This window comes from Variovorax sp. FG153, from assembly GCF_057809595.1.
Window position 1 is genome coordinate 50,551 of sequence record NZ_JBMDKG010000024.1, and the last position, 19,924, is coordinate 70,474.

At 71.2% G+C, this 19,924-nt stretch carries 20 protein-coding genes; 10 read left to right on the forward strand and 10 right to left on the reverse strand.

The features are described from left to right. Positions 1 to 38: 38 nt before the first annotated feature. The 3 genes from ACODT0_RS23995 to ACODT0_RS24005 all read left to right on the forward strand — a co-directional run bounded on the left by ACODT0_RS23995 (position 39) and on the right by ACODT0_RS24005 (position 1,887). A complete protein-coding gene (locus tag ACODT0_RS23995) occupies positions 39 to 1,001 on the forward strand; it encodes a DnaJ C-terminal domain-containing protein (RefSeq protein ID WP_261206811.1) in 963 nt (320 codons plus the stop codon). 1 nt (position 1,002) lies between these two features. Beyond that, the gene (locus ACODT0_RS24000; protein ID WP_057595067.1) at positions 1,003 to 1,317 is read left to right on the forward strand and encodes a chaperone modulator CbpM; all 315 of its coding nucleotides are present in this window, start codon (positions 1,003 to 1,005) and stop codon (positions 1,315 to 1,317) included. A gap of 90 nt (positions 1,318 to 1,407) precedes the next feature. Continuing rightward, on the forward strand, positions 1,408 to 1,887 hold the full coding sequence (locus tag ACODT0_RS24005; protein ID WP_489042470.1) for a MerR family DNA-binding protein: 480 nt from the start codon (positions 1,408 to 1,410) through the stop codon (positions 1,885 to 1,887). Here ACODT0_RS24005 and ACODT0_RS24010 read toward each other — a convergent pair. The 3 genes from ACODT0_RS24010 to ACODT0_RS24020 form a co-directional block, all read right to left on the reverse strand. Beyond that, complete coding sequence (locus tag ACODT0_RS24010; protein WP_489042471.1) at positions 1,841 to 3,604, reverse strand: dipeptidase; 1,764 nt, start codon at positions 3,602 to 3,604, stop codon at positions 1,841 to 1,843. The genes ACODT0_RS24005 and ACODT0_RS24010 overlap by 47 nt on opposite strands. A 153-nt stretch (positions 3,605 to 3,757) precedes the next feature. After that, complete coding sequence (locus ACODT0_RS24015) at positions 3,758 to 4,099, reverse strand: hypothetical protein (RefSeq protein ID WP_057595065.1); 342 nt, start codon at positions 4,097 to 4,099, stop codon at positions 3,758 to 3,760. 199 nt (positions 4,100 to 4,298) lie between these two features. Continuing rightward, a complete protein-coding gene (locus ACODT0_RS24020; RefSeq protein WP_489042472.1) occupies positions 4,299 to 5,159 on the reverse strand; it encodes a hypothetical protein in 861 nt (286 codons plus the stop codon). 173 nt (positions 5,160 to 5,332) lie between these two features. Here ACODT0_RS24020 and ACODT0_RS24025 point away from each other — a divergent pair, with 173 nt between their 5' ends. Next, complete coding sequence (locus ACODT0_RS24025) at positions 5,333 to 6,415, forward strand: S1C family serine protease (protein ID WP_489042473.1); 1,083 nt, start codon at positions 5,333 to 5,335, stop codon at positions 6,413 to 6,415. A 13-nt stretch (positions 6,416 to 6,428) separates the two neighbouring features. Here the strand turns inward: ACODT0_RS24025 and ACODT0_RS24030 are convergent, their stop codons facing one another. Beyond that, on the reverse strand, positions 6,429 to 7,751 hold the full coding sequence (locus tag ACODT0_RS24030; protein ID WP_489042474.1) for a lytic murein transglycosylase: 1,323 nt from the start codon (positions 7,749 to 7,751) through the stop codon (positions 6,429 to 6,431). 151 nt (positions 7,752 to 7,902) lie between these two features. Between ACODT0_RS24030 and ACODT0_RS24035 the strand changes: the two genes are divergently transcribed. Next, positions 7,903 to 8,073, forward strand: a complete 171-nt coding sequence (locus ACODT0_RS24035) for a hypothetical protein (protein ID WP_172705438.1) — start codon at positions 7,903 to 7,905, stop codon at positions 8,071 to 8,073. Positions 8,074 to 8,103: 30 nt separating this feature from the next. Here the strand turns inward: ACODT0_RS24035 and mmsB are convergent, their stop codons facing one another. Genes mmsB through ACODT0_RS24060 form a run of 5 tightly spaced genes read right to left on the reverse strand, consistent with a single transcriptional unit; the run spans position 8,104 to position 13,238 of the window. Next, positions 8,104 to 8,997, reverse strand: coding sequence for a 3-hydroxyisobutyrate dehydrogenase (gene mmsB / locus ACODT0_RS24040; protein WP_296729667.1), 894 nt, complete (start codon positions 8,995 to 8,997; stop codon positions 8,104 to 8,106). A 27-nt stretch (positions 8,998 to 9,024) separates the two neighbouring features. Then, positions 9,025 to 10,140, reverse strand: a complete 1,116-nt coding sequence (locus ACODT0_RS24045) for an enoyl-CoA hydratase/isomerase family protein (protein WP_261206794.1) — start codon at positions 10,138 to 10,140, stop codon at positions 9,025 to 9,027. Between the two features lie 28 nt (positions 10,141 to 10,168). Then, positions 10,169 to 11,323: an acyl-CoA dehydrogenase family protein gene (locus ACODT0_RS24050; protein ID WP_261206792.1), complete on the reverse strand. Its 1,155-nt coding sequence runs from the start codon at positions 11,321 to 11,323 to the stop codon at positions 10,169 to 10,171. Next, positions 11,320 to 11,682 carry a lysozyme inhibitor LprI family protein gene (locus ACODT0_RS24055; RefSeq protein ID WP_261206790.1) on the reverse strand — a complete coding sequence of 121 codons (363 nt, stop codon included), beginning with the start codon at positions 11,680 to 11,682 and terminating at the stop codon, positions 11,320 to 11,322. The genes ACODT0_RS24050 and ACODT0_RS24055 overlap by 4 nt, the downstream gene beginning before the upstream one ends. Positions 11,683 to 11,714: 32 nt before the next feature. Then, complete coding sequence (locus ACODT0_RS24060) at positions 11,715 to 13,238, reverse strand: CoA-acylating methylmalonate-semialdehyde dehydrogenase (RefSeq protein WP_261206788.1); 1,524 nt, start codon at positions 13,236 to 13,238, stop codon at positions 11,715 to 11,717. A 253-nt stretch (positions 13,239 to 13,491) separates the two neighbouring features. Between ACODT0_RS24060 and ACODT0_RS24065 the strand changes: the two genes are divergently transcribed. After that, entirely contained in the window at positions 13,492 to 14,391 is a 900-nt protein-coding gene (locus tag ACODT0_RS24065; protein WP_057595057.1) for a LysR family transcriptional regulator, read from the forward strand. Here the strand turns inward: ACODT0_RS24065 and ACODT0_RS24070 are convergent. Further along, on the reverse strand, positions 14,388 to 15,356 hold the full coding sequence (locus tag ACODT0_RS24070; protein WP_489042475.1) for a LysR substrate-binding domain-containing protein: 969 nt from the start codon (positions 15,354 to 15,356) through the stop codon (positions 14,388 to 14,390). The two genes, ACODT0_RS24065 and ACODT0_RS24070, sit on opposite strands and share 4 nt — an antisense overlap. 176 nt (positions 15,357 to 15,532) lie before the next feature. Here ACODT0_RS24070 and ACODT0_RS24075 point away from each other — a divergent pair, with 176 nt between their 5' ends. From ACODT0_RS24075 to ACODT0_RS24090, 4 genes are read left to right on the forward strand one after another with little or no spacing between them, the layout of a single operon-like run. Continuing rightward, on the forward strand, positions 15,533 to 16,480 hold the full coding sequence (locus ACODT0_RS24075) for a dihydrodipicolinate synthase family protein (protein ID WP_489042476.1): 948 nt from the start codon (positions 15,533 to 15,535) through the stop codon (positions 16,478 to 16,480). Further along, positions 16,461 to 17,708: an aminotransferase class V-fold PLP-dependent enzyme gene (locus ACODT0_RS24080; RefSeq protein ID WP_489042477.1), complete on the forward strand. Its 1,248-nt coding sequence runs from the start codon at positions 16,461 to 16,463 to the stop codon at positions 17,706 to 17,708. Before ACODT0_RS24075 ends, ACODT0_RS24080 begins: the two co-directional genes overlap by 20 nt. A 26-nt stretch (positions 17,709 to 17,734) precedes the next feature. Then, on the forward strand, positions 17,735 to 18,718 hold the full coding sequence (locus ACODT0_RS24085; RefSeq protein ID WP_489042478.1) for a Bug family tripartite tricarboxylate transporter substrate binding protein: 984 nt from the start codon (positions 17,735 to 17,737) through the stop codon (positions 18,716 to 18,718). A 13-nt stretch (positions 18,719 to 18,731) separates the two neighbouring features. Then, positions 18,732 to 19,913, forward strand: coding sequence for an enolase C-terminal domain-like protein (locus tag ACODT0_RS24090; RefSeq protein WP_489042479.1), 1,182 nt, complete (start codon positions 18,732 to 18,734; stop codon positions 19,911 to 19,913). The last annotated feature ends 11 nt before the right edge of the window (positions 19,914 to 19,924 follow it).

Below are 19,924 nucleotides of genomic sequence, written 5' to 3' on the forward strand. Positions count from 1 at the left end.
GCCGCGCGCGAGCCGTCCCCACACCCCACACCAAGACCATGGAATTCAAGGACTACTACAGCGCCCTGGGCATCGAGCGCACCGCGTCGGACGACGAGGTGCGCAAGGCCTACCGCAAGCTCGCGCGCAAGTACCACCCCGACGTCAGCAAGGAGCCCGACGCCGAGCAGCGCATGCGCGACATCAACGAAGCCAAGGACGTGCTCGGCGACAAGGAGAAGCGCGCCGCCTACGACGCCCTGGCCGACCGCGTGGCGCGCGGTGGCCGCCCCGACGGCGACTTCCAGCCGCCGCCGGGCTGGGACACCGGCTTCGAGTTCCACCGCGGACCGCGCCAGGGCCCGGCCGACCATGCCGACTTCAGCGAGTTCTTCTCCTCGATGTTCGGCGAGGCCGAGCGCCGCGGCGCCGCGCGGCAGAACTTCCGCGCGCGCGGCGAGGACCACCATGCCGCGATCGAGATCGCGCTGGAAGACGCCATCGGCGGCGCCGAGCGCGAGATCAGCCTGCGCTCGCAGGTGCTCGACGCGCAGGGCCAGCCGCGCTGGGAAACGCGCACCCTGAGCGTGAAGATCCCGCCCGGCGTGCATCCGGGCCAGTTCATCCGCCTCGCGGGCCAGGGCCTGCCGGGCCATGGCGGCGAGCCGGCCGGCGATCTCTACCTCGAGGTGCGCATCGCGCCGCACAAGCTCTACCGCGTCGAGGCGCGCGACCTCTACATGACCCTGCCGGTCACGCCCACCGAGGCGGCGCTCGGCGCGCAGGTCGAGGTGCCGCTGCCCGGCGGCGGCGCGGTCGAGGTCACGGTGCCGAAGCAGGCCAAGAGCGGCCTCAAGCTGCGCCTCAAGGGCCGCGGCCTCGCGGGCAAGACGCCCGGTGACCTCTACCTGCTGCTCGACATCGCGCTGCCGCCCGCCGACAGCGAGGCCGCGCGCAACGCCTACGAGGCGCTCGCGCAGGCCTCGGCCTCCTTCAACCCACGCCAGCACCTGGGAGTCTGAGATGGCGACCGTTTCCATCACCACCACCGCCGTCGGCCAACTGCATCCGCTGGCCGCGAGCGAACTCGCGCATGCCTGCGGCGCCGACACCGCCTGGGTCGTGCAACTGGTCGAGGTCGGCATCGTGCGCATCGAGACCGAGGAGGCGCAGCCCGAGCGCTGGCGCTTCTCGAGCGCCGACCTGCAGCATGCGCTGGAGGCACGGCGGCTCGAGCGCGACTTCGGCGTCGGCCTCGATGCCGCAGCGCTGATCCTCGATCTGCAGCACGAAGTGCGCAGGCTCAAGACGGTGCTGCAGGCGCACGGCCTGCGATAGGCCCACGCGCCGCAAGGAAAAGCCGCGCCGCGGCTTGACCTTGACACCGTGCGAGACCGAAGACTTCGGGCCTCTTCCACAGGAGGCCGCATGATCCCTCGCATCCTTTCATCGCCCGTCCACGCCGACACCGCGCCGCGGTTCGACCTCGAGGCCGCGCTCGCGCGCGCCGGCGTTTCGCAACGGCTGCTGCGCCAGTGCGAGGCGCGCGGCCTGATCGGGGCGGCCGAGTCCCGCTACACGCACGCCCACGTCGCCGTGCTGCGCTTCGCGCGCCGTGCGCTGGCGCTGGGCTTCGCCATGGACGAGATCGAGCGGCTGGTGGCGCTGTGGCGCGACGAGGAACGCACGAGCGCCGAGGTCAAGCGCCTCGCGCTGTGCCGCGCCGAGGCGCTCGATTCGCGCATCGAGGAACTGCAGGCGACGAAGCGCGTGCTCGAACGGCTCGCGGACCTGTGCCGGGGCGACCACCGGCCGGCATGCCCGATCCTCGACGAGCTGGTCGAGCTCCGGGGCTTTGCCGCTACTGCATCTGCGGCAGGTTCCCGATCCGCACCAGCATCTCCGTGAACATCTGCATGTCCGCGTCGAGGTCGGGCACTTCCTTGTATTCCTTGGCGTTGTGCGCGGTGTACTTCTTGCCGGGCATCGCGGGGCCGAAGTTGATCGCGTTGGGCATCAGCTTGGCGGTGGTGCTGCCGGCCGTGGGCACGGGCTTGGCCTCCAGCCCGGTGGTGTCGCCATAGATGTTCAGCAGCGTCGAGAGCCACGCGCCCTTGGGGTCGCGCGCCATCCAGTTGCCCTGGTCGTACTGGATCTCGGGCTTGACCTTGGCCGCATCGGCCCAGGCCTGCACCTTCGCGGCCACCTGGGCCTTGAGTTCGTCGGGCGTGCGGCCGCGCGGCATGCGCACGTTGACCGTGACCTCGACGCGGCCGTCGGCCCCCGCGCGCACGAGGTTCGGCGAGAAGGTCAGCGGGCCCATGAAGTCGTCGGCATAACCCAGGCCCAGCTTCTCGCCGAGGTAGCCGGTGCCGTAGAGCGCATCGAGGTAGTCGACCGCCTGGCGAAAGCCGTTGGGCGCGAGCGCCAGGCCCGATTCCTTGAGGAACAGCGCGAGGCGCGGCACCGGGTTCACGCCCTCCTCGGGCCGCGAGCCGTGGGCCGAGACGCCGGTCACCTTGAGTTCGATGCTGTCGGCGCCGCGCGCGATGTCGATGGCGAACTTGCCGCCCTGGGCCTCGTACTTGCGCAGGAAGCCGGCCTTCGCGGCCTCGAGGGTCGCGGCCGCGGCGCCGAGGTCGCCGCCCTTGAGCGTGGCGGTGGCGGTCTGCGCGATCGCGTTGGCCGAGGCGGCGCCGGCCATCGCGACGATGGCGGTGGCCGCGGGGTCGGCGGGCTGCGCGGGGAAGAACACCTTGAGCGCGCCCGAGCCCTTCTCGGCCACCACGGCCGGGTACTTGCTGTCGAGCACGATGTTGTAGGCCGGCAGCGCAGTCTTGTTGCGGTAGTAGAGCATCGCGTCGCCGCCGGTCTCCTCGGTGGTCTCGATCATCAGGCGGATGCCGCGCTCGATCGGCAGGCCGCTGTCCTTGACCGCCTTCATCGCGTAGAGCACGGCGGCGATCGAGCCCTTGTCGTCGATGGTGCCGCGGCCGTAGAGGAAGTCGCCCACGCGGGTCATGGTGAAGGGATCGAGCTTCGTGCCGTCGTCGAGCACCCATTCGGACAGTACCGCGGGCACCACGTCGGCATGCGTGAGGATGCCGAACTCCTCGCTGCCGCGGCCCTGGAGGCTGACCTCGAAGATGCGGTTGTCGACGTTGCGCCAGGCCAGGCCGAAGTCCTTCGCCATCTTCTCGACCAGCCGGCCGAAGTCGAGGATCGCGGGGCTCTCGTGCGGCGGCACCTGCACGTTGCGCACGGTCGGGATCGCGACCATGGCGCCGATGGTCGCGATCGCCGCCTGCTGGTTCCGCAGCCGGTTGTACAGGCCGAGCAGGCGCGCGATGTCGACCAGCGCATCGCCCGCGAGCGGCTGGCGCCGGCCATACGCGGACACAGCGGTGGCCAGTTCCTTGTGGGCCGGGTTCGCGGCGACGGCCTGGGCCAGGAAGGCATTGAAGTCCTTCGCGGTCTGGCCGGCCTGCCAGCGCGCGGCGAGCTGATCGAGGGCGGGCTTCTTGAGCGTGTCGGCGAGGGCCGGGCCGCCGAGGGCGAGCACGGCGCAGCCGATGGACAGGGCGGGCAGCGAAAGGCGCGGAAGACGCGAAAGTCGCGATGGCATGAATGAGCTCCCTCGTGGCGGATACATCCGCCGACGATAGCCCAGCCTGCGGCACGAACCGCGCCGCCAAAGAAAAACCGGGCCACGCTCGTCGCGTGGCCCGGTTTTTCTAACCAATTCTCTTCAGCAGGAAGCGGCTTGCGCCGCCCGGCATCACAGGCCGGCTTGACGCGTCAGCGTGCGGGCTTGCGCGGGGATCACGCTGCCCGGGAACGATTCGCGGCGCAGGTTCTGGCCGGGAGCGTGGGCGGCTGCCACGGCTTCGCCACGGACCACGGCGCGGTCGGTGTTGCCGGCCACGACGGGTGCCAGGTTGGCGGTCGCGCCGTCGGCGTAGATGTTGCCTTCGCGGGCAGCGGCGGCGGCCTGGGGCGCCACGTCGGCGCGGCTGTAGCCGGAGGTCACCGAATGCACGCCTTCATAGGTTTCCGCGTGGGCGCCGGCAACGGCGATCAGCGACAGAGCGGCGGCAGCGAGGATGTTCGAGGTCTTCATGAGTGTCTTTCCTTTGGATGGTCTTCTTTTGGGTGAGACGGAGTTTGCCTCATCAAACCAGGGAAAACCCTTGCTCCAATGAATCACGGTGTTCACGAAATTGAAACAATGGCAGGGAACTTTCCTACGACGACGCCCAAATAGCTACATTCGATGCCGAATCGACGGGCTTTCCGCCCGCGGGCCGAATACCTTCCGCCTAGCGCGGCCAGGCGCGCAGCACCGCGCGGATCGCGCGCGTATCGCCGGCCTTGACCTCGGCGCGGTAGCTGCCGACCAGCGCCTCGCGCTCGCCATCGGCCTGCGCATCGCCGCGCCAGGCGGCCAGCGCGGCGATCTCCTCGTCGCCGAGCGCCGACAGCCAGACCAGCGTGAGCTGCCGCTCGAGCTCGCGCGCGACGGTCAGCAGGTTGCGCTGGCGCGTCGAGGTCACGCCGCGCGACCACAGCGAGTCGATGGCGCCCTCGAGCGTGGCCTCGGGCAGCGAGGTGAACTGGGCCGCGTTGCCGCGCGCCAGTTGCTTGACCACGGCGCTCATCAGCAGCTCGCTCGAGAAGTCGACCTCGCGCAGCTCGGCCACCGCCATGCGATCGAGCAGCCCGGTGCGCGCCGGCCCGGGCGGGTTGGCCTGCTGGCGCTTGATGAAGTCGGCGCGCGCCGCGTCGTCCATCGCGCCATAGTCGGCGCGGACCTTCGCGAGGTGCGCGACCGCGCCCAGCACCGCGGGCGACGGCGCCGCGCCACCCTGCCCGGCCGCCGCCACGGCCGCCTGCACCGCGGCCAGCGCGGCATGCGCGTCGAAGGCATGGGCCGAGGCGGCATCGAGCGCCTTGAGCGCGCCGCCCGCGATGGCCTCGTCGGCCGGATCGAGTTGCTGCCTGGCGCCGCGCGCCACGGCGCCGGGTGCGTAGGCGGCCTGGTAGCGCGCCGGCACGCCCTCGAACTGCAGCAGCGCCTGCGCGCGGTCCTGGGCCGCGGCGGGCGTGGCGGCCAGCAGCAGCGAGAGCGAAAGGCCGAGGGCCAGGGCGGCCAGGCGACGGGAGCGGAGGAACGACAGCATGGCGCGATTATTGGCGCCGGCCCGGTGGGGCCGCGTCGGACGAGCGCCAGCCGGGCGCGCCGGAAAAATCGCGCCGCGCGCAGAACCGAACGCCGCCGCGAGGATCGCAATCCATCGCCGGTCACCACGGCCCGCTAAAGTCCGCCCCGCTCCCGTTCAATGCCCACCGCGCCATGCGAACCCTCTTCCTCCTCCCGCTCCTGCTGACCACACTGCTCGCCCTCCCCGGCCATGCCCAGCCACGCGCCGAGGCCGCGCCGCGCCCGATCGCCGCGCGCGGCGCGCTCGGGGCCGACGAGCAGAACAACATCGCCGTGTTCAAGGCCGCTTCGCCCGCGGTGGTCAACATCACCTCGATCGGGCTGGAGCGCGGCCTGTTCTCGCTCAACGTGCAGCAGGTGCCGCAAGGCACGGGCACCGGCTTCGTCTGGGACACGCAGGGCCACATCGTCACCAACTACCACGTGATCCAGAACGCGGCCGCCGCGCGCGTGACGCTGGCCGACCAGAGCAGCCACCGCGCGCAGCTGGTGGGCGTGTTCCCCGACCGCGACCTCGCGGTGCTGCGCATCGATGCGCCCGCGGCCAAGCTGCGGCCGCTGCCGCTGGGCACCAGCGCCGACCTGCAGGTGGGCCAGAAGGTCTACGCCATCGGCAATCCCTTCGGGCTCGACCAGACGCTGACCACCGGCATCGTGAGCGCGCTCAACCGCGAGATCGATTCGGTCAACCGGCGCACCATCCGCGGCGCGATCCAGACCGACGCCGCGATCAACCCCGGCAACTCGGGCGGCCCGCTGCTCGATTCGGCGGGCCGGCTGATTGGGGTCAACACCGCCATCTTCAGCCCCTCGGGCGCGAGCGCGGGCATCGGCTTCTCGATCCCAGTGGACGAGGTCAACCGCATCGTGCCGCGGCTGATCCGCGACGGCCGCTTCGTGCGGCCCGCGCTGGGCCTGACCTACGCGCCCAAGGAACTCAACAGCGCGCTCGACCTGCCGCGCGGCGTGGCGATCCTGCGCGTGCAGCCCGACAGCCCGGCCGCGCGCGCGGGCCTGCGTGCCTTCGCGCGCGGCGAGCGCGGCATCGTGCCGGGCGACGTGATCACCGCGATCGACGGCGCGGCCGTCAGCAGCGCCGACGACGTGCTGACCGTGCTCGAGCGCCTGCAGCCCGGCGACGCGGTCGAGCTCACGCTGTGGCGCGCGGGCGCGACGCGGCGCCAGAAGGCCACGCTCGCGACCTCCGACGAATGAGCGCGAATGAGCGCTAAGGCGTGGCGAGGCGCTGCAGCAGCTGCACGGTCGGATAGCCGTCGGCCGGCTCGCCCACGCTGCGCTGCCAGCGCCGGATCGCATCGCGCGTGGCCGGACCGAGCAGCCCGTCGGCCGTGCCCGCGCCGAAGCCGCGCGCATTGAGCGCCTGCTGCAGCGTGATCGTCTCGGCGCGCGACAGCGGCTGCAGGTCGCGCGGCCAGTCGGCGCGCACGCCGGGCCCGCCCGCGAGGCGCTGCGCCAGCAGGCCCACGCCCAGCGCATAGCTGGTCGCGTTGTTGTAGCGCAGGATGGTGCGGAAGTTCGGCCCGACCAGAAAGGCCGGCCCGCGCGCGCCGGCCGGCAGCAGGATCGAGGCATCGGCCAGCGCGGGCAGCGGCGTGGCGTCGTCCATCGCACGCACGCCTTCGGCCGTCCATTGGCTCGCGGACTGGCGCAGTTGCCCGTCGGCGCGCGCGAGGTCGAAGCCCGGCGGCAGCCGCACCTCCACGCCCCAGGGCTGGCCGGCCTGCCAGCCCGAATGCTGGAGGAAGTTCGCGGTCGAGGCGGTGACGTCGGCCATGCTGTCCCAGATGTCGCGCCGGCCGTCGCCGTCGGCATCGACCGCATGCGCGAGGAACACGGTCGGCAGGAACTGCGTCTGGCCCATCGCGCCGGCCCAGGAACCGATCATGCGGTCGCGCGGGATGTCGCCGCGCTGCAGGATCTTCAGCGCCGCCATCAGCTGCTCGCGCGCCCAGCCGGCGCGCCGGCCCTCGAAGCCCAGCGTGGCGAGCGCGTCGATGGTCGAGATGTCGCCGTAGTTGGCGCCGTAGTTGCTCTCCATGCCCCAGATCGCGACCACGATCTCGCCCGGCACGCCGTAGCGCGCGGCCACCGCATCGAGCTGGGGCCGCAGCGCCTGCAGCCGCTCCTGGCCGCGCGTCACGCGCTGGGGCGAGACGGCCGTGTCGAGGTAGTCCCAGACCGCGCGCACGAACTCGGCCTGGCTGCGGTCGCGCTCCACCACCTGCGGCAGGTAGCTCGCGCCGTCGAAGGCGCTGTGCAAGGTGGCCTCGTCGATGCCGGCGGCGCGCGCCTGGGTGCGGAACTGCGCGACCCAGCGCTCGAAGTCCTGCTGGATGCGGGCATCGTCGGCGACGGGTGCAACCGGCGCAACGGGCGCAGGCGCGGCGGTGCGCGGCGCGATAGGCGCGGGCTGGGTCTGCGTGCGCGCGGGCGGCGGCGCGGCGCAGCCCGCGATGAAGGCGGCGAGCAGCAGGCTCGCCGATGCGCGGTACGACAGGCGATGCGGTAGACGTGAAGTGGCATGAGGCATGCCCCCATTCTGACGATGCGCGCAAAGGCCCCGCGCCCGGCTGCGGCAACGACGTGCCGCGCGAGATGTCCTACGCCGCGACGCGGCCTGCGCGCGCCGGGCGGCCGATGCGCGGTGGCCACGCTGGTGGTTCCGAAGCAAGGAGCCAGCGATGCCGACCCGAAAGACCAAGGGCCTCTACGCCAACATCCACGCCAAGCAGGAGCGCATCAAGCACGGCAGCGGCGAGCACATGCGCAAGCCGGGCAGCGAGGGCGCGCCCAGCGACGAAGCCTTCGAGAAAGCCGAGAAGACCGCCCACAAGCGCAAACAGCGGCACTGAGGCCGCTGTCCGTCATCGAGCCGTGCCGGCTCAGGGCTTCTGGAACAGCTTCAGCACGCTCGAGAAATCGAGTGCGCCATGCCCAGCGAGGCTGTGTGCCGCATAGAGGTTGCGCGCGATGCCGCCCAGCGGCGTCGAGGCGCGCACGGCGGTCGCGTTCTCCTGCGCCAGGCCCAGGTCCTTGAGCATCAGGTCGGTGCCGAAGCCGCCCGCGTAGTTCTTCGAGGCCGGCGCGGCCTCCATCACGCCGGGCATCGGGTTGTACTTCTCGAGCGCCCAGTTGCCGCCCGAGCTGCGGCGCATGATCTCCGACAACACCTTGGGATCGAGCCCGTTGGCCACGCCGAGCGCGAGCGCCTCCGAGGTACCGATCATCAGGATGCCGAGCAGCATGTTGTTGCAGATCTTGGCGGTCTGGCCCGCGCCCGCGGCGCCCGCGTGGAAGATGTTGGCCCCCATCTTCTCGAGCACCGGCCGCGCGCGCTCGAGGTCCTTCGTCTCGCCGCCGACCATGAAGGTCAGCGTGCCCGCGATCGCACCGCCCGTGCCGCCCGACACCGGCGCATCGATCATCGCGATGCCCTTGGCGGCGGCCGCCTCGGCCACCTTGCGCGAGGTGGCGGCGGCGATGGTGCTGCTGTCGATCACGAGCGCGCCGGCCTGGATGCTCTCGAGCAGCCCGGGCTTGCCCGCGCCGCCGAGGAACAGGCCCTCGACGTGCGCGCTGGCCGGCAGCATGCTGATCACGACCTCGGCATCGGCCACGCTGTCGGCCGCCGACTTCGCGATCGGCAGGCCCTCGCCCGCGAACTTCTTGCAGGCGTCGGCCGAGAGGTCGAAGGCGCTGAGCGTGTGGCCGGCCTTGAGCAGGTTGAGGGCCATCGGGCCGCCCATGTTGCCGAGGCCGATGAATGCGATCTTCATGTGTTGTCTCCGAAGGATTGAGTGTCTTTATTTCAGCGTGGCCAGCTCCGCCGGCATCTCGCCGCGCGGGCGCAGGTGGTCGTCGATGAAAGCCTGGGTGATCTCCTCGATGCTCGCGGGCGACCACTTGGGATTGCGGTCCTTGTCGATCAGCACCGCGCGGATGCCCTCGGCGAAGTCCTTGTGCGCGCAGAAGCCCAGCGAGGCCCAGTACTCGAGGCGGAACACCTCGGCCAGCGACATGCGGTGCACGCGCTGCCAGAGCTCGAAGCTCAACGCGGCCGAGCTCGGCGCGCCCTTGGTGAAGGTCTTGGCGGCGCCCTGCAGCCAGGCGTCGTCGCTCTGCAGCCCGCGCAGGCGCTGCGCGATGTCGAGCAGGTCGTCGCCGGCCATCAGCGCATTGATGGTGTCGTAGTGCTCGCGCACCTTCGAGGCCGGCAGTTCGGCGCCCTCGCCGGCCTTGGCCAGGATGCGCGACAGCGTGGCGCGGTCGGCCTTGCCTTCGCCGGCCCAGCTCGCGGCGGCGATGGCCTCGAGCACCTGGCCCTTGTGCTCCTGCGGCACCAGCACGTCGGCCAGGCCGCAGAAGATCGCGTCGGCGGCATTGAGGTTCGCGGCCGTCAGCGCGAGGAACAGGCCGGTGCGGCCCGGCGTGCGGCGCAGGAACCAGCTGCCGCCCACGTCGGGGTACAGGCCGATGCTGATCTCGGGCATGGCGATGCGGCTCTGCGCCGTCACCACGCGGTGCGAGCAGCCCGACATCAGGCCCACGCCGCCGCCCATCACGATGCCGTGGCCCCAGCAGAGGAAGGGCTTCGGGAAGGTGTGGATCAGGTGGTCGAGCTCGTACTCCTCGCGGAAGAAGTCCTCGGCGTAGGTGTTGCGTTCGGGGCCGCATTCGAGCAGCGTCTGGTAGAGCTGGCGCAGGTCGCCGCCCGCGCAGAAGGCCTTCTCGCCCGCGGCCTGCAGCAGCACGCCAACGATGCCGTCGTCCTTCGCCCATTCGCGCAACCTGGGCGTGAGCAGGCGCACCATGTCCACCGACAGCGCGTTGAGCGAAGCGGGTGCGTTGAGCGTGGCGACGCCGAAGCGCTGGCCGCCGGCGGTCTTGATTTCGTCGAAGAGAACTACGGAGTCGGTCATTGTCTTGAGGGGTTCCGGATGTGGGGCGTCAGCGGATATCGCTGTCCCCTTCCAGCAATTTTCGCGCAACGATCACGCGCATGATCTCGTTGGTGCCCTCGAGGATCTGGTGCACGCGGGTGTCGCGCACCAGCCGCTCGAGCGGGAACTCGCTGAGGTAGCCGTAGCCGCCGTGCAGCTGCAGCGCGTCGTTGCAGACATTGAAGCCGGCATCGGTCGCGAAGCGCTTGGCCATCGCGCAATAGGTGCTGGCGTCGGCGTGGCCGGCGTCGAGCTTGCTCGCTGCCAGCCGCACCATCTGGCGCGCGGCCACCAGCTCGGTCGCCATGTCGGCCAGCTTGAACTGCAGCGCCTGGAAGCTCGCGATCGGCTTGCCGAACTGCTGGCGCTCGTGCAGGTAGCGGCGCGCCGCGTCGAGCGCGCCCTGCGCCGCGCCCACCGAGCAGGTCGCGATGTTGATGCGCCCGCCATCGAGCCCCTTCATCGCGATGCGAAAGCCCTCGCCTTCCTTGCCCAGCAGGTTTGCGGCGGGGATGCGCACGTTGTCGAAATTGATGGTGCGCGTGGGCTGGCTGTTCCAGCCCATCTTGTGTTCCTTCTTGCCGTAGCTCACGCCGGGCGCGTCGGCCGGCACCGCGAAGGCCGAGATGCCGCTGGCGCCCGCGCCGCCGGTGCGCGCCATCAGCACCAGCACGTCGGTGGAACCGGCGCCCGAGATGAAGGCCTTGCCGCCGTTGATCACGTATTCGGCGCCCTGCAGCTCGGCGCGCGTCTTGAGCGAGCCCGCGTCCGAGCCGGCGCCCGGCTCGGTGAGGCAGTAAGAGGCCAGCTTGCGCCCGCTCGTGAGCTCCTCGCCCCACTGCTGCGCCACCGCATCGGTGGCCCAGGTGCCGAGCATCCAGGTCGCCATGTTGTGGATGGTGATGAAGGCCGTGGTCGAGGGGTCGACCGCGGCCATCTCCTCGAACACCAGCGCCGCATCGAGCCGCGGCAGGCCGAGGCCGCCGATGCGCTCGGGCGCGTAGAGGCCGCAGAAGCCCAGCTCGCCGGCCTTGGCGATGGCCTCCTTCGGAAAGAAGGCCTCGGCGTCCCACTGCGCCGCATGGGGCGCGAATTCGGCCTGCGCGAAATCGCGCGCGGTCTGCGCAAAGGCGTTCTGCTCTTCGGACAGTTCGAAGTTCATTGTTCGCGACCCTTCCAGCGATCCAGTTCGGCGGTCCGTTTCCGGGTCGATTTCTCCAGGCATGAATTGAATACCAGCGGCCACATGGAGCCGCCCTCGTTGGCCTTCGACGCGCGCTTGCAGGCCGGGTCGCGGCCCTTGAGCCAGGCGCGTTGCTCGTTGCGCAGCGCGGTGCGCATCGACGGCGACAGCGTCTTCATCACCTCGCCATAGCGGATGTTGAGCGCCGCATCGGCGGCGCGGAAATCGCGCGCCGCGCAGGCGTTCATCTGCTGCTGGTTCCCGTTGGGATCGCAGTCGTCCGCGCCGGCGTCGGCGGCCGCCCGCGCGCCGCCGGCGAGCAGCGCGAGCGTCGCCACCGCGCCCCAGGCCGCGACGCGAAGGCGCTTCCTCACTTGAGGCTGATGGTGGTGTTGACGCCGTGCGAGACGGTGCTGTCGTCGAACCAGCGTGCCGTCACGGTCTTGGTCTGCGTGTAGAACATGATGACCTGCTTGCCGTACGGGCCCAGGTCGCCGAGCTTGGAGGCGCGCGAACCGGTGAACGAGAACATCGGGACCGGCACCGGGATCGGCACGTTGATGCCGACCTGGCCCACGTCGATGTCTTCCTGGAAGCGGCGCGCCGCGGCGCCCGACTGCGTGAAGATCGCGGTGCCGTTGCCGTTCGGGTTGCTGTTGATCAGCTCGATGGCCTCGTCGATGGTCTCGGCATCGGCCACGCACAGCACCGGTCCGAAGATCTCCTGGTCATAGATGGTCATGCCGGGCTTCACGCCGGTGAAGATCGTCGGGCCGACGAAGTTGCCCTTCTCGTAGCCGGGCACGCTGGGCTTGCGGCCGTCGAGCACGAGCTCGGCGCCATCGGCCAGGCCGCGTTCGATCAGGCTGCTGACGCGGTCGTGCGCCGCGCACGAGACCAGCGGGCCCACGTCCACGCCCTTCTCGGTGCCGGCACCGATCTTCAGGGTCCTGGCCTTCTCGATCAGCTCGGGCACCCACTTACGCGCGTCGCCCACCAGCACCGCCACCGACACCGCCATGCAGCGTTGGCCCGCGGCGCCGAAGCTCGCGCCGGCCAGCGCGTTGAGCGTCTGTTCCTTGTTGGCGTCGGGCATCACGATGGCGTGGTTCTTCGCGCCCATCATGCATTGCACGCGCTTGCCGGCCAGGGTGGCGCGGTTGTAGACGTGGGTGCCGACCTTGGTCGAGCCGACGAAGCTGATCGCCTTGATGTCCTTGTGGTCGCAGATGCCGTTGACCACGGCCTCGCCGCCGTGGACCACGTTGAGCACGCCGGCCGGGATGCCGGCCTCGAGCGCGAGCTCGCACAGGCGCATCGTGACCATCGGGTCCTGCTCGGAGGGCTTGAGCACGAAGGTGTTGCCGGTGACGATGGCCATCGGGAACATCCACAGCGGGATCATGGCCGGGAAGTTGAACGGCGTGATGCCCGCGCACACGCCCAGCGGCTGCAGCAGCGTGTAGGTGTCGACGCCGTTGGCCACGTTGTTGGCCAGCTCGCCGAGTTGCAGGTTGCCGATGTTCGAGGCGTGCTCGACCACCTCGAGGCCGCGGAACACGTCGCCCTCGGCATCGGGCAGGGTCTTGCCCTGCTCGGCCGTGAGGATCGCGGCCAGCTCGGCCATGTTCTCGCGGATCAGTTGCTGGTACTTGAGGAAGATGCGCGCGCGCGCGCCGATCGGGGTCTTGCGCCAGGTCTTGAAGGCGTCCTTGGCCGAAGCGACGGCGGCGTCGAGTTCATCCTGGGTGGCGAAGGGCACGCGGGCCAGCACCTGCTGCGTGGCCGGGTTGACGATGTCGCGCCATTCGGTGGTCTTCGACTCGACGAACTTGCCGCCGATCAAGAGCTTGACGGTGGCGATCTGGGTCGAGGGCTGGGTGCTGGCGTCCATGTGCTTGTCTCCTGTGAATGCGGTGCCGAAGGCGGCGGAACAGCGGGCATCGTAGCTTTGCAGTTTTGCTATGACAATAGACAAAATTGCGCTGGGGTTTTGCAAAAACGCAGAACACAGGAACAAGGACGCAGAGGACGCGAAGGTTCCGCGAAGAGCGCAAAACAAACGAATTCACTTTTTTGATTTCTTTCGCGTCCTTCGCGGAACCTTCGCGTCCTCTGCGTCCGGTTCCCGCATTCAGAAAGAACTGATGGACTGGGACAACCTCCGCTATTTCCTCGAACTCGCGCGCTCCGGCACGCTGATGAGCGCCGCGCGCCGGCTCGAGGTCGACCACACGACGGTGGCGCGCCGCATCCAGGCGCTCGAGAAGGAGGTGGGCGCGCCGCTCTTCGCGCGCGAGGCCGGCGGGCACCGGCTCACCGAGGCCGGCCGGCGGCTGCAGCCGCAGGTGGAGGCGATGGAGAGCGCCTTCCTCGCGGTCGAGAGCACGGCGCCGGCCTCGCAGGAAGGGCTCTCGGGGCTGGTGCGCATCGGCGCCACCGAGGGCTTCGGCACCGCGGTGCTGGCGCCGCAGCTCGCGCTGTTCGCGCGCCAGCATCCGCGGCTGACCATCGACCTGCTGGCGATGCCACGGCTGGTGCACCTGTCGCGGCGCGAGGCCGACATCGTGATCTCGCTCGAGCGGCCGGCGCGCGGGCCGGTGCTGGTCACCAAGCTCAGCGACTACACGCTGCGCCTCTACGCCTCGAAGCCCTACCTCGCGGCGCACAGGCCGATCGCCACGCGCGAGGACCTGCGCGGCCACACCTTCATCAGCTATGTCGACGACCTGCTGTTCAGCAAGGAGCTGCAGTACCTCGACGAGCTGCACCGCCCCGACAGCTTCGCGCTGCGCAGCACCAGCGTGCTGGCGCAGCACCGCGCGGTGGCCGCGGGCGCGGGCATCGCGGTGCTGCCGGCCTTCCTGGCCGAGGGCGACGGCAGCCTGCAGCCGGTGCTCGCGGGCCAGGCGAACTTCACGCGCACCTTCTGGATGTCGATGCCGGCCGAGACCAAGCACCTCGCGCGCATGAAAGCGACCTGGGAGTTTTTGCAGCAGACCGCGCAGGCGCAGCGCGACCTGCTGCTGCCCGATGCGGGCGCCTAAGCCACGCCCTCGAGGACCGGCTCGCCCTGCGCGGGCGCGTCGGCGCGCACCAGCTCGCCCAGATGGCGCCACAGCCGCTCGGCCTGCTCGGCCAGCGGCGCGCGCCGGCGCATCAGCATGAAGCGCAGCGGCACCTCGAGCGAAGTGCCGCCGGCCCGCACGAGGCGCCCGGCATCGAGGTCCTCGCGCACCAGCGCCTGCGGCAGCCAGGCCACGCCCAGCCGCGACAGCGCCATGAAGCGCAGTCCGTCGGTCAGGCTGGCCTCGTGGTGGCGCTGCAGCCGCAGTTCGCCATGGCGCTCGAGCAGCGGCGCCAGCGACCAGCCGAGGTGGCATTCCTCGGCATAGCCAAGGAAGGAAACGGGCCCGCCGGCGGGATCGCGCAGGTCGAACAACGGCCCGCCCGCGGCATTGGGCGCGCTCACCGGCACCAGCCGTTCGCGTCCCAGCTCCAGCGACAGGCAGTCGCCCGCCTCGCAGGCCGAGCCCGCGCGCGCGGCCACGGCGCCGGCCTCGTCGAACAACGCGACCACGTAATCGGCCGAGCCCTCGGCCAGCATCTCGAAGCACTCGGGCAGGTTGTCGGAGCTGACGCTGAACTTGGCGGTCCGGAAGTCGTTGTGCAGCCGCGGCACCCAGTCGGGGAAGAACACGGCCGACATGATGTGGGGCGCCGCGAAGCGGATGCGCAGCTGGCGGTCCTCGCCATCGGCCTTGATCGACTTGCGCAACCCCTCCAGCGCATAGACCACCTCCGAGGAGATCGCCTGCAGCCGCTCGCCGGGCTGCGTGAGCTCGAGCGCCGCGGTGCGCCGGTCGAACAGCGGCGCGCCGATCCACTGCTCGAGCCCCTGGATGCGCCGGCTCAGTCCCGACACCGACACATGGCAGCGTTCGGCGGCGCGGCTGAAGCTGCGCGTCTGGCACAGGACCAGGAAATCCTTCAGGCTGACCAGGTCGATCATTTGCGGCTTTCTCAAAAGTGGGCGGCCATCCGAGTCTACTTTCGCCCCACCGAGGCCTGGCTACTTCGGCATTCCGATCTTTTGCGGCTTTCGCAAAACCCGGCGCCCGATCGGCAACCCGCTGGAGGCCTCGGCCCCCAAGAATTCCGGCACCCCGAACCCTTGCTGGAATCCAGATGCCGCTCCCCACTCCCCAACGCCTTCGCGGCGTGCTCGCCCCGGTCCTCACCCCCTTCGACGCCGCGCTGAAGCCCGACGCCGCGCGCTTCCTGCGGCTGTGCCGCTGGCTGGTGGCGCAGGACTGCGGGCTCGCGATGTTCGGCACCAATTCCGAAGGCAACTCGCTCTCGGTCGACGAGCGCATCGAGCTGCTGCGGCAGGCCGTGGCCGCGGGCGTGCCCGCCGCGCGCATGCTGCCGGGCACCGGCAGCTGCTCGCTGGCCGACGCGGTGCGGCTCACGCGCTGCGCGGTCGACCATGGCTGCGCCGGCGTGCTGGCGCTGCCGCCCTTCTATTACAAGAGCGTCACCGACGACGGCCTGTTCGCCTTCTTCAGCGAGGTGATCGAGCGGGTCGGCGACAGCGGCCTGCGGCTGTACCTCTATCACATCCCGCCGGTGGCGCAGGTGGGCTTCTCCCACGCGCTGGTCGAGCGCCTGCTCAAGCGCTACCCCGGCACGGTCGCCGGCATGAAGGACACCGGCGGCGACTGGGACTACACCGCGCGCACCATCAGGCAGTTCGGCCCCGCGGGCTTCGAGGTCTTCGCGGGCACCGAGACCCTCCTGCTCGACACCCTGCGCCACGGCGGCGCGGGCTGCATCTCGGCCACCGCGAACGTCAATCCCCGCGCCATCGTGCGCCTCTTCGAGACGTGGCAGGACGCGGATGCCGATGCGCGGCAGGCGGCGCTCAACGCGGTGCGCGCGAAGTTCGCGGCCCATCCGCTGATTCCCGCCATGAAGTCGGCCATCGCGATGGCCACGGGCGATGCGCAATGGGCGCGCGTTCGGCCGCCGCTCGAGGCGCTCGATGCGCAGCGGCAGGAGTCGCTGCGGCAGGCGCTGCGCGACCAGGCTTTCGATCTCGCCGCACTCGACGTCGATGCCGGCGATCGCCACTGAACCGGTCGCGGCCGCGCCCTTCACCGAAGCCGAGCTCGCGCGCCTGCGCCGCGACACACCCGCCTGGGGCGCCGGCGCGCACTTCGCGCATGGCTCGGCGAGCCTGCCGCCCGAGCCCGTCTACGCGCAATGGCAGGCCTGGCTCGAGGCCGAGCGCACGCTGGGCACGCACCGCGCCGCCGAGCGGCATGCGGACGCGCTGCATGCGGTGCGCGCCAGCGTGGCGCGGCTCGTCAATGCGCAACCGCACCAGGTCGCGCTGCTGGGCTCCGCGAGCCAGGCCTGGGCCACCGCGATGAGCGCCGCCCATGCCCCTCACGTAATCACGACCCACGACGAATACGGCGCGAACGCGCTCCACCTGCTGAACGCGGCGCAACAGCGGCGGCTCGGCTTCTCGGTGATCGGCACGCGGCCCGGCGCGACGCCGCTGACGCAGCGCCTGGACCATGCGCTGCGCCACGCACCCGCCGGCCGCCGCCCCGTGGTCTCGCTCGCCGCCGTACCGACCGCCTGGGGCGCGGCCACGCCCATGGACGGCGTGGCGCGCTGCGTGCACGCGCATGGCGGCCTGCTGTTCCTCGATGCCAGCCATGCGGTGGGCCAGGGGCCGGTCGACTTGCAGGCGCTCGGCTGCGACGTGCTCGTGTTCCCCACGCGCAAGTGGCTGCGCGGCCCGCGCGGCGCGGGCGTGCTGTGCCTGTCGGAACGCGCGCTCGAAGCGCTGGGCACGCCCGATGCCATCGACGTGGCCGGCGCGCAGTGGCTGGATGCCGAACACCTGCGGCCCTGGTCCGATGCGCGACGCTTCGAGGGCCACGAGTTCCATCCGGGCCTGCGGCTGGCGCTGGGCGCGGCCTGCGACTACGCGCTCGCGGTCGACCCGGCGCGCATCGCGCGACAGAACGCGCTGATTCGCCAGCGCCTCGCGCATGCGCTGCAGGAACGCTTCGGCTGGCAGCCGCTCGAGGCCGGCCAGCCCGATCGCAGCGCGCTGCTGACCTACCGCCTTCCCGAGGCCTTCGGCGATGGCGCGGCCTTCGTCCGCCGCCTCGCCGACGCGGGCGTCCACGCCTCCTTCGTCGGCCCGCAGCACGCGCGCTGGGCGCTCGAGGCCGCGGCCCTGCCGGGCGTGCTGCGGTTCACGCCGCACTACCTCACGGACGACGACGAGATCGCGCGCCTCGTGCAGGCGATCGAGACCACGAATTCCCGCGTCCATCGCTGACGCGTTCCATCGACAAGGAGACACGCATGAAGACCCATCCCCTCGCCCGCCTGGCCACCGCGCTCGCGCTGTTCGCCGCCGTCGCCGCGAGCCCGCCGGCCGCCGCGCAGGCCTATCCCTCGAAGCCCATCACCGTCGTCATCCAGTACCCGGTCGGCGGTCCCTCGGATGCCCTCGCGCGCCTGCTCGCGCCGCGCCTGCAGGCCGCGCTCGGGCAGCCGCTGGTGATCGAGGCCCGGGTCGGCGCCGGCGGCAACATCGGCACCGACGTCGTGGCCAAGGCCAAGCCCGACGGCTACACGCTGCTGCTGTCCTCGAGCGGGCCGCTGGCGATCAGCCCCTGGCTCTATCCGAAGCTGCCCTATCGCCCGCTGAAAGACCTGGTGCCGGTGGTGCAGCTCGCGGCGGTGCCGCTGGTGCTCGAGGTCAACGACGCTCACCCGGCGCGCAGCGCGGCGGAGTTTCTGCGGCTGCTGAAGGCCAACCCCGGCAAGTACAGCTTCGGCTCGTCCGGCAACGGCACGCCGCAGCACCTGTCGGCGGTGCTGCTCGGTTCGATGACCGGCGTGGCGCTCACGCACGTGCCCTACAAGGGCCAGGCGCCGATGGCCACCGACCTGATGGGCGGGCAGATCGACTTCGCGATCGACAGCATGGTCTCGGCCATGCCCAACCTCGCGACCGGACGGCTGCGCGCGCTGGCCGTCACCGGCCGCCAGCGCTCGCCGCTGCTGCCCGGGGTGCCGACGATGGAAGAGGCCGGCGTGCCCGGCTACGAGGCGCTCGCCTGGTACGGCCTGATGGCGCCGGCGGGCACGCCGCGCGCCATCGTCGAGCGGCTCAACGAGGCCGCGCGCCAGGCGCTCGACACGCCCGCCGTGCGCGAGCAGATCGCGCGGCTCGGCAGCGCGCCCGTGCATGCCACGCCCGAGCGCTTCGGCACCTTCATCCAGGCCGAGTACGACAAGTGGGGGCCGATCGTGAAGAGCACCGGCGCCGTGGTCGATTGATGCCGCACCGCCCATGAAGATCCTCAGCATCGCGGAACGCACCGTTCCCATCGCCTCCTCGCTGCGCAACGCGCGCATCGATTTCAGCGAGATCACCGCCAGCGTGGTGGCCGTCGTCACCGACCAGTTCCGCGACGGCCGCCGCGTCGTCGGCCATGCCTTCAACTCCTTCGGCCGCTACGGCTGCGGCGGGCCGCTGCGCGAGCGCTTCATCCCGCGCCTGCTGCGCGCCACGCCCGCGGAACTCAACGACCCCGACAGCGGCATCGTCGACCCGCAACGCGCGCTCGACCTGATGCTGCGGCGCGAGAAGGCCGGCGCCCATGCCGAGCGCTCGATGGCGGTCGGCACGCTGGAACTCGCGCTCTGGGACATCGTCGGCAAGATGCGCGGCCTGCCGCTGTACCGGGTGCTGGCCCAGCGCATGGGCGAGCCCGGCATCGAACCCGCGCGCTCGGTGCGCTGCTACGTGGGCGGCGGCTTCTACCGCGACCACGACGACCTGGCCCGGCTCGGCGACGAGGTGCGCGGCCATCTCGATGCCGGCTACACCGAGCTCAAGATCAAGGCCGGCGGCCTGCCGCTGGCCGCCGAGCTGCGGCGCATCGAGTCGGTGCTGGCACTGGTGGGCTCGGGCGCGCGGCTGGCGCTCGACGCGAGCTGCGCCTTCGGGCGCGACGAGGCGCTGGCCTTCGCGCGCGCCATCGCGCCCTACGGCCTGCGCTGGCTCGAGGAGCCCTGCGACCCGGCCGACTTCGAGACCTACCGCGCGGTCAGCGAGGCCTATGCGGGCACCGTCGCCGGCGGCGAGAACCTGTTCTCGCGCGAGGAGGTCGCCAACTTCCTGCGCTACGGCGGCTTCGAAGGCCGCGTCGTGCTGCAGCCCGATCCGCCGCTGGCCTACGGCCTGCTCGAGCTGCAGCGCATCGTGGCGCTGGCACGGGCCCACGGCGTGGCGCGCGAGAACATCGTGCCGCACGGCGGCAACCTGATGTCGCTGCATGCGACCGCGGGGCTGGGGCTCGGCAGCGCGGAGTCCTATCCGGGCCTGTTCGGCCCCTTCGGCGGCTTCAGCCGCGAGGTCCGGATCGAGAACGGGCACGCCACCCTGCCCGAGGCGCCGGGCATCGGCTTCGAGGAACAGCCCGCGCTCTACCGCATCTTCCGCGAACTCGCGGCCGGCCTGGGGGTGTGAACGCGCGCGCG

Excerpts from the sequence above, each read along its gene's own strand:
- ACODT0_RS23995 (WP_261206811.1), top strand. The coding sequence starts at position 39 with ATGGAATTCAAGGACTACTACAGCGCCCTGGGCATCGAGCGCACCGCG.
- ACODT0_RS24000 (WP_057595067.1), top strand. The coding sequence starts at position 1,003 with ATGGCGACCGTTTCCATCACCACCACCGCCGTCGGCCAACTGCATCCG.
- ACODT0_RS24005 (WP_489042470.1), top strand. The coding sequence starts at position 1,408 with ATGATCCCTCGCATCCTTTCATCGCCCGTCCACGCCGACACCGCGCCG.
- ACODT0_RS24010 (WP_489042471.1), bottom strand. The coding sequence starts at position 3,604 with ATGCCATCGCGACTTTCGCGTCTTCCGCGCCTTTCGCTGCCCGCCCTG.
- ACODT0_RS24015 (WP_057595065.1), bottom strand. The coding sequence starts at position 4,099 with ATGAAGACCTCGAACATCCTCGCTGCCGCCGCTCTGTCGCTGATCGCC.
- ACODT0_RS24020 (WP_489042472.1), bottom strand. The coding sequence starts at position 5,159 with ATGCTGTCGTTCCTCCGCTCCCGTCGCCTGGCCGCCCTGGCCCTCGGC.
- ACODT0_RS24025 (WP_489042473.1), top strand. The coding sequence starts at position 5,333 with ATGCGAACCCTCTTCCTCCTCCCGCTCCTGCTGACCACACTGCTCGCC.
- ACODT0_RS24030 (WP_489042474.1), bottom strand. The coding sequence starts at position 7,751 with ATGCCTCATGCCACTTCACGTCTACCGCATCGCCTGTCGTACCGCGCA.
- ACODT0_RS24035 (WP_172705438.1), top strand. The coding sequence starts at position 7,903 with ATGCCGACCCGAAAGACCAAGGGCCTCTACGCCAACATCCACGCCAAG.
- mmsB (WP_296729667.1), bottom strand. The coding sequence starts at position 8,997 with ATGAAGATCGCATTCATCGGCCTCGGCAACATGGGCGGCCCGATGGCC.
- ACODT0_RS24045 (WP_261206794.1), bottom strand. The coding sequence starts at position 10,140 with ATGACCGACTCCGTAGTTCTCTTCGACGAAATCAAGACCGCCGGCGGC.
- ACODT0_RS24050 (WP_261206792.1), bottom strand. The coding sequence starts at position 11,323 with ATGAACTTCGAACTGTCCGAAGAGCAGAACGCCTTTGCGCAGACCGCG.
- ACODT0_RS24060 (WP_261206788.1), bottom strand. The coding sequence starts at position 13,238 with ATGGACGCCAGCACCCAGCCCTCGACCCAGATCGCCACCGTCAAGCTC.
- ACODT0_RS24065 (WP_057595057.1), top strand. The coding sequence starts at position 13,492 with ATGGACTGGGACAACCTCCGCTATTTCCTCGAACTCGCGCGCTCCGGC.
- ACODT0_RS24070 (WP_489042475.1), bottom strand. The coding sequence starts at position 15,356 with ATGATCGACCTGGTCAGCCTGAAGGATTTCCTGGTCCTGTGCCAGACG.
- ACODT0_RS24075 (WP_489042476.1), top strand. The coding sequence starts at position 15,533 with ATGCCGCTCCCCACTCCCCAACGCCTTCGCGGCGTGCTCGCCCCGGTC.
- ACODT0_RS24080 (WP_489042477.1), top strand. The coding sequence starts at position 16,461 with ATGCCGGCGATCGCCACTGAACCGGTCGCGGCCGCGCCCTTCACCGAA.
- ACODT0_RS24085 (WP_489042478.1), top strand. The coding sequence starts at position 17,735 with ATGAAGACCCATCCCCTCGCCCGCCTGGCCACCGCGCTCGCGCTGTTC.
- ACODT0_RS24090 (WP_489042479.1), top strand. The coding sequence starts at position 18,732 with ATGAAGATCCTCAGCATCGCGGAACGCACCGTTCCCATCGCCTCCTCG.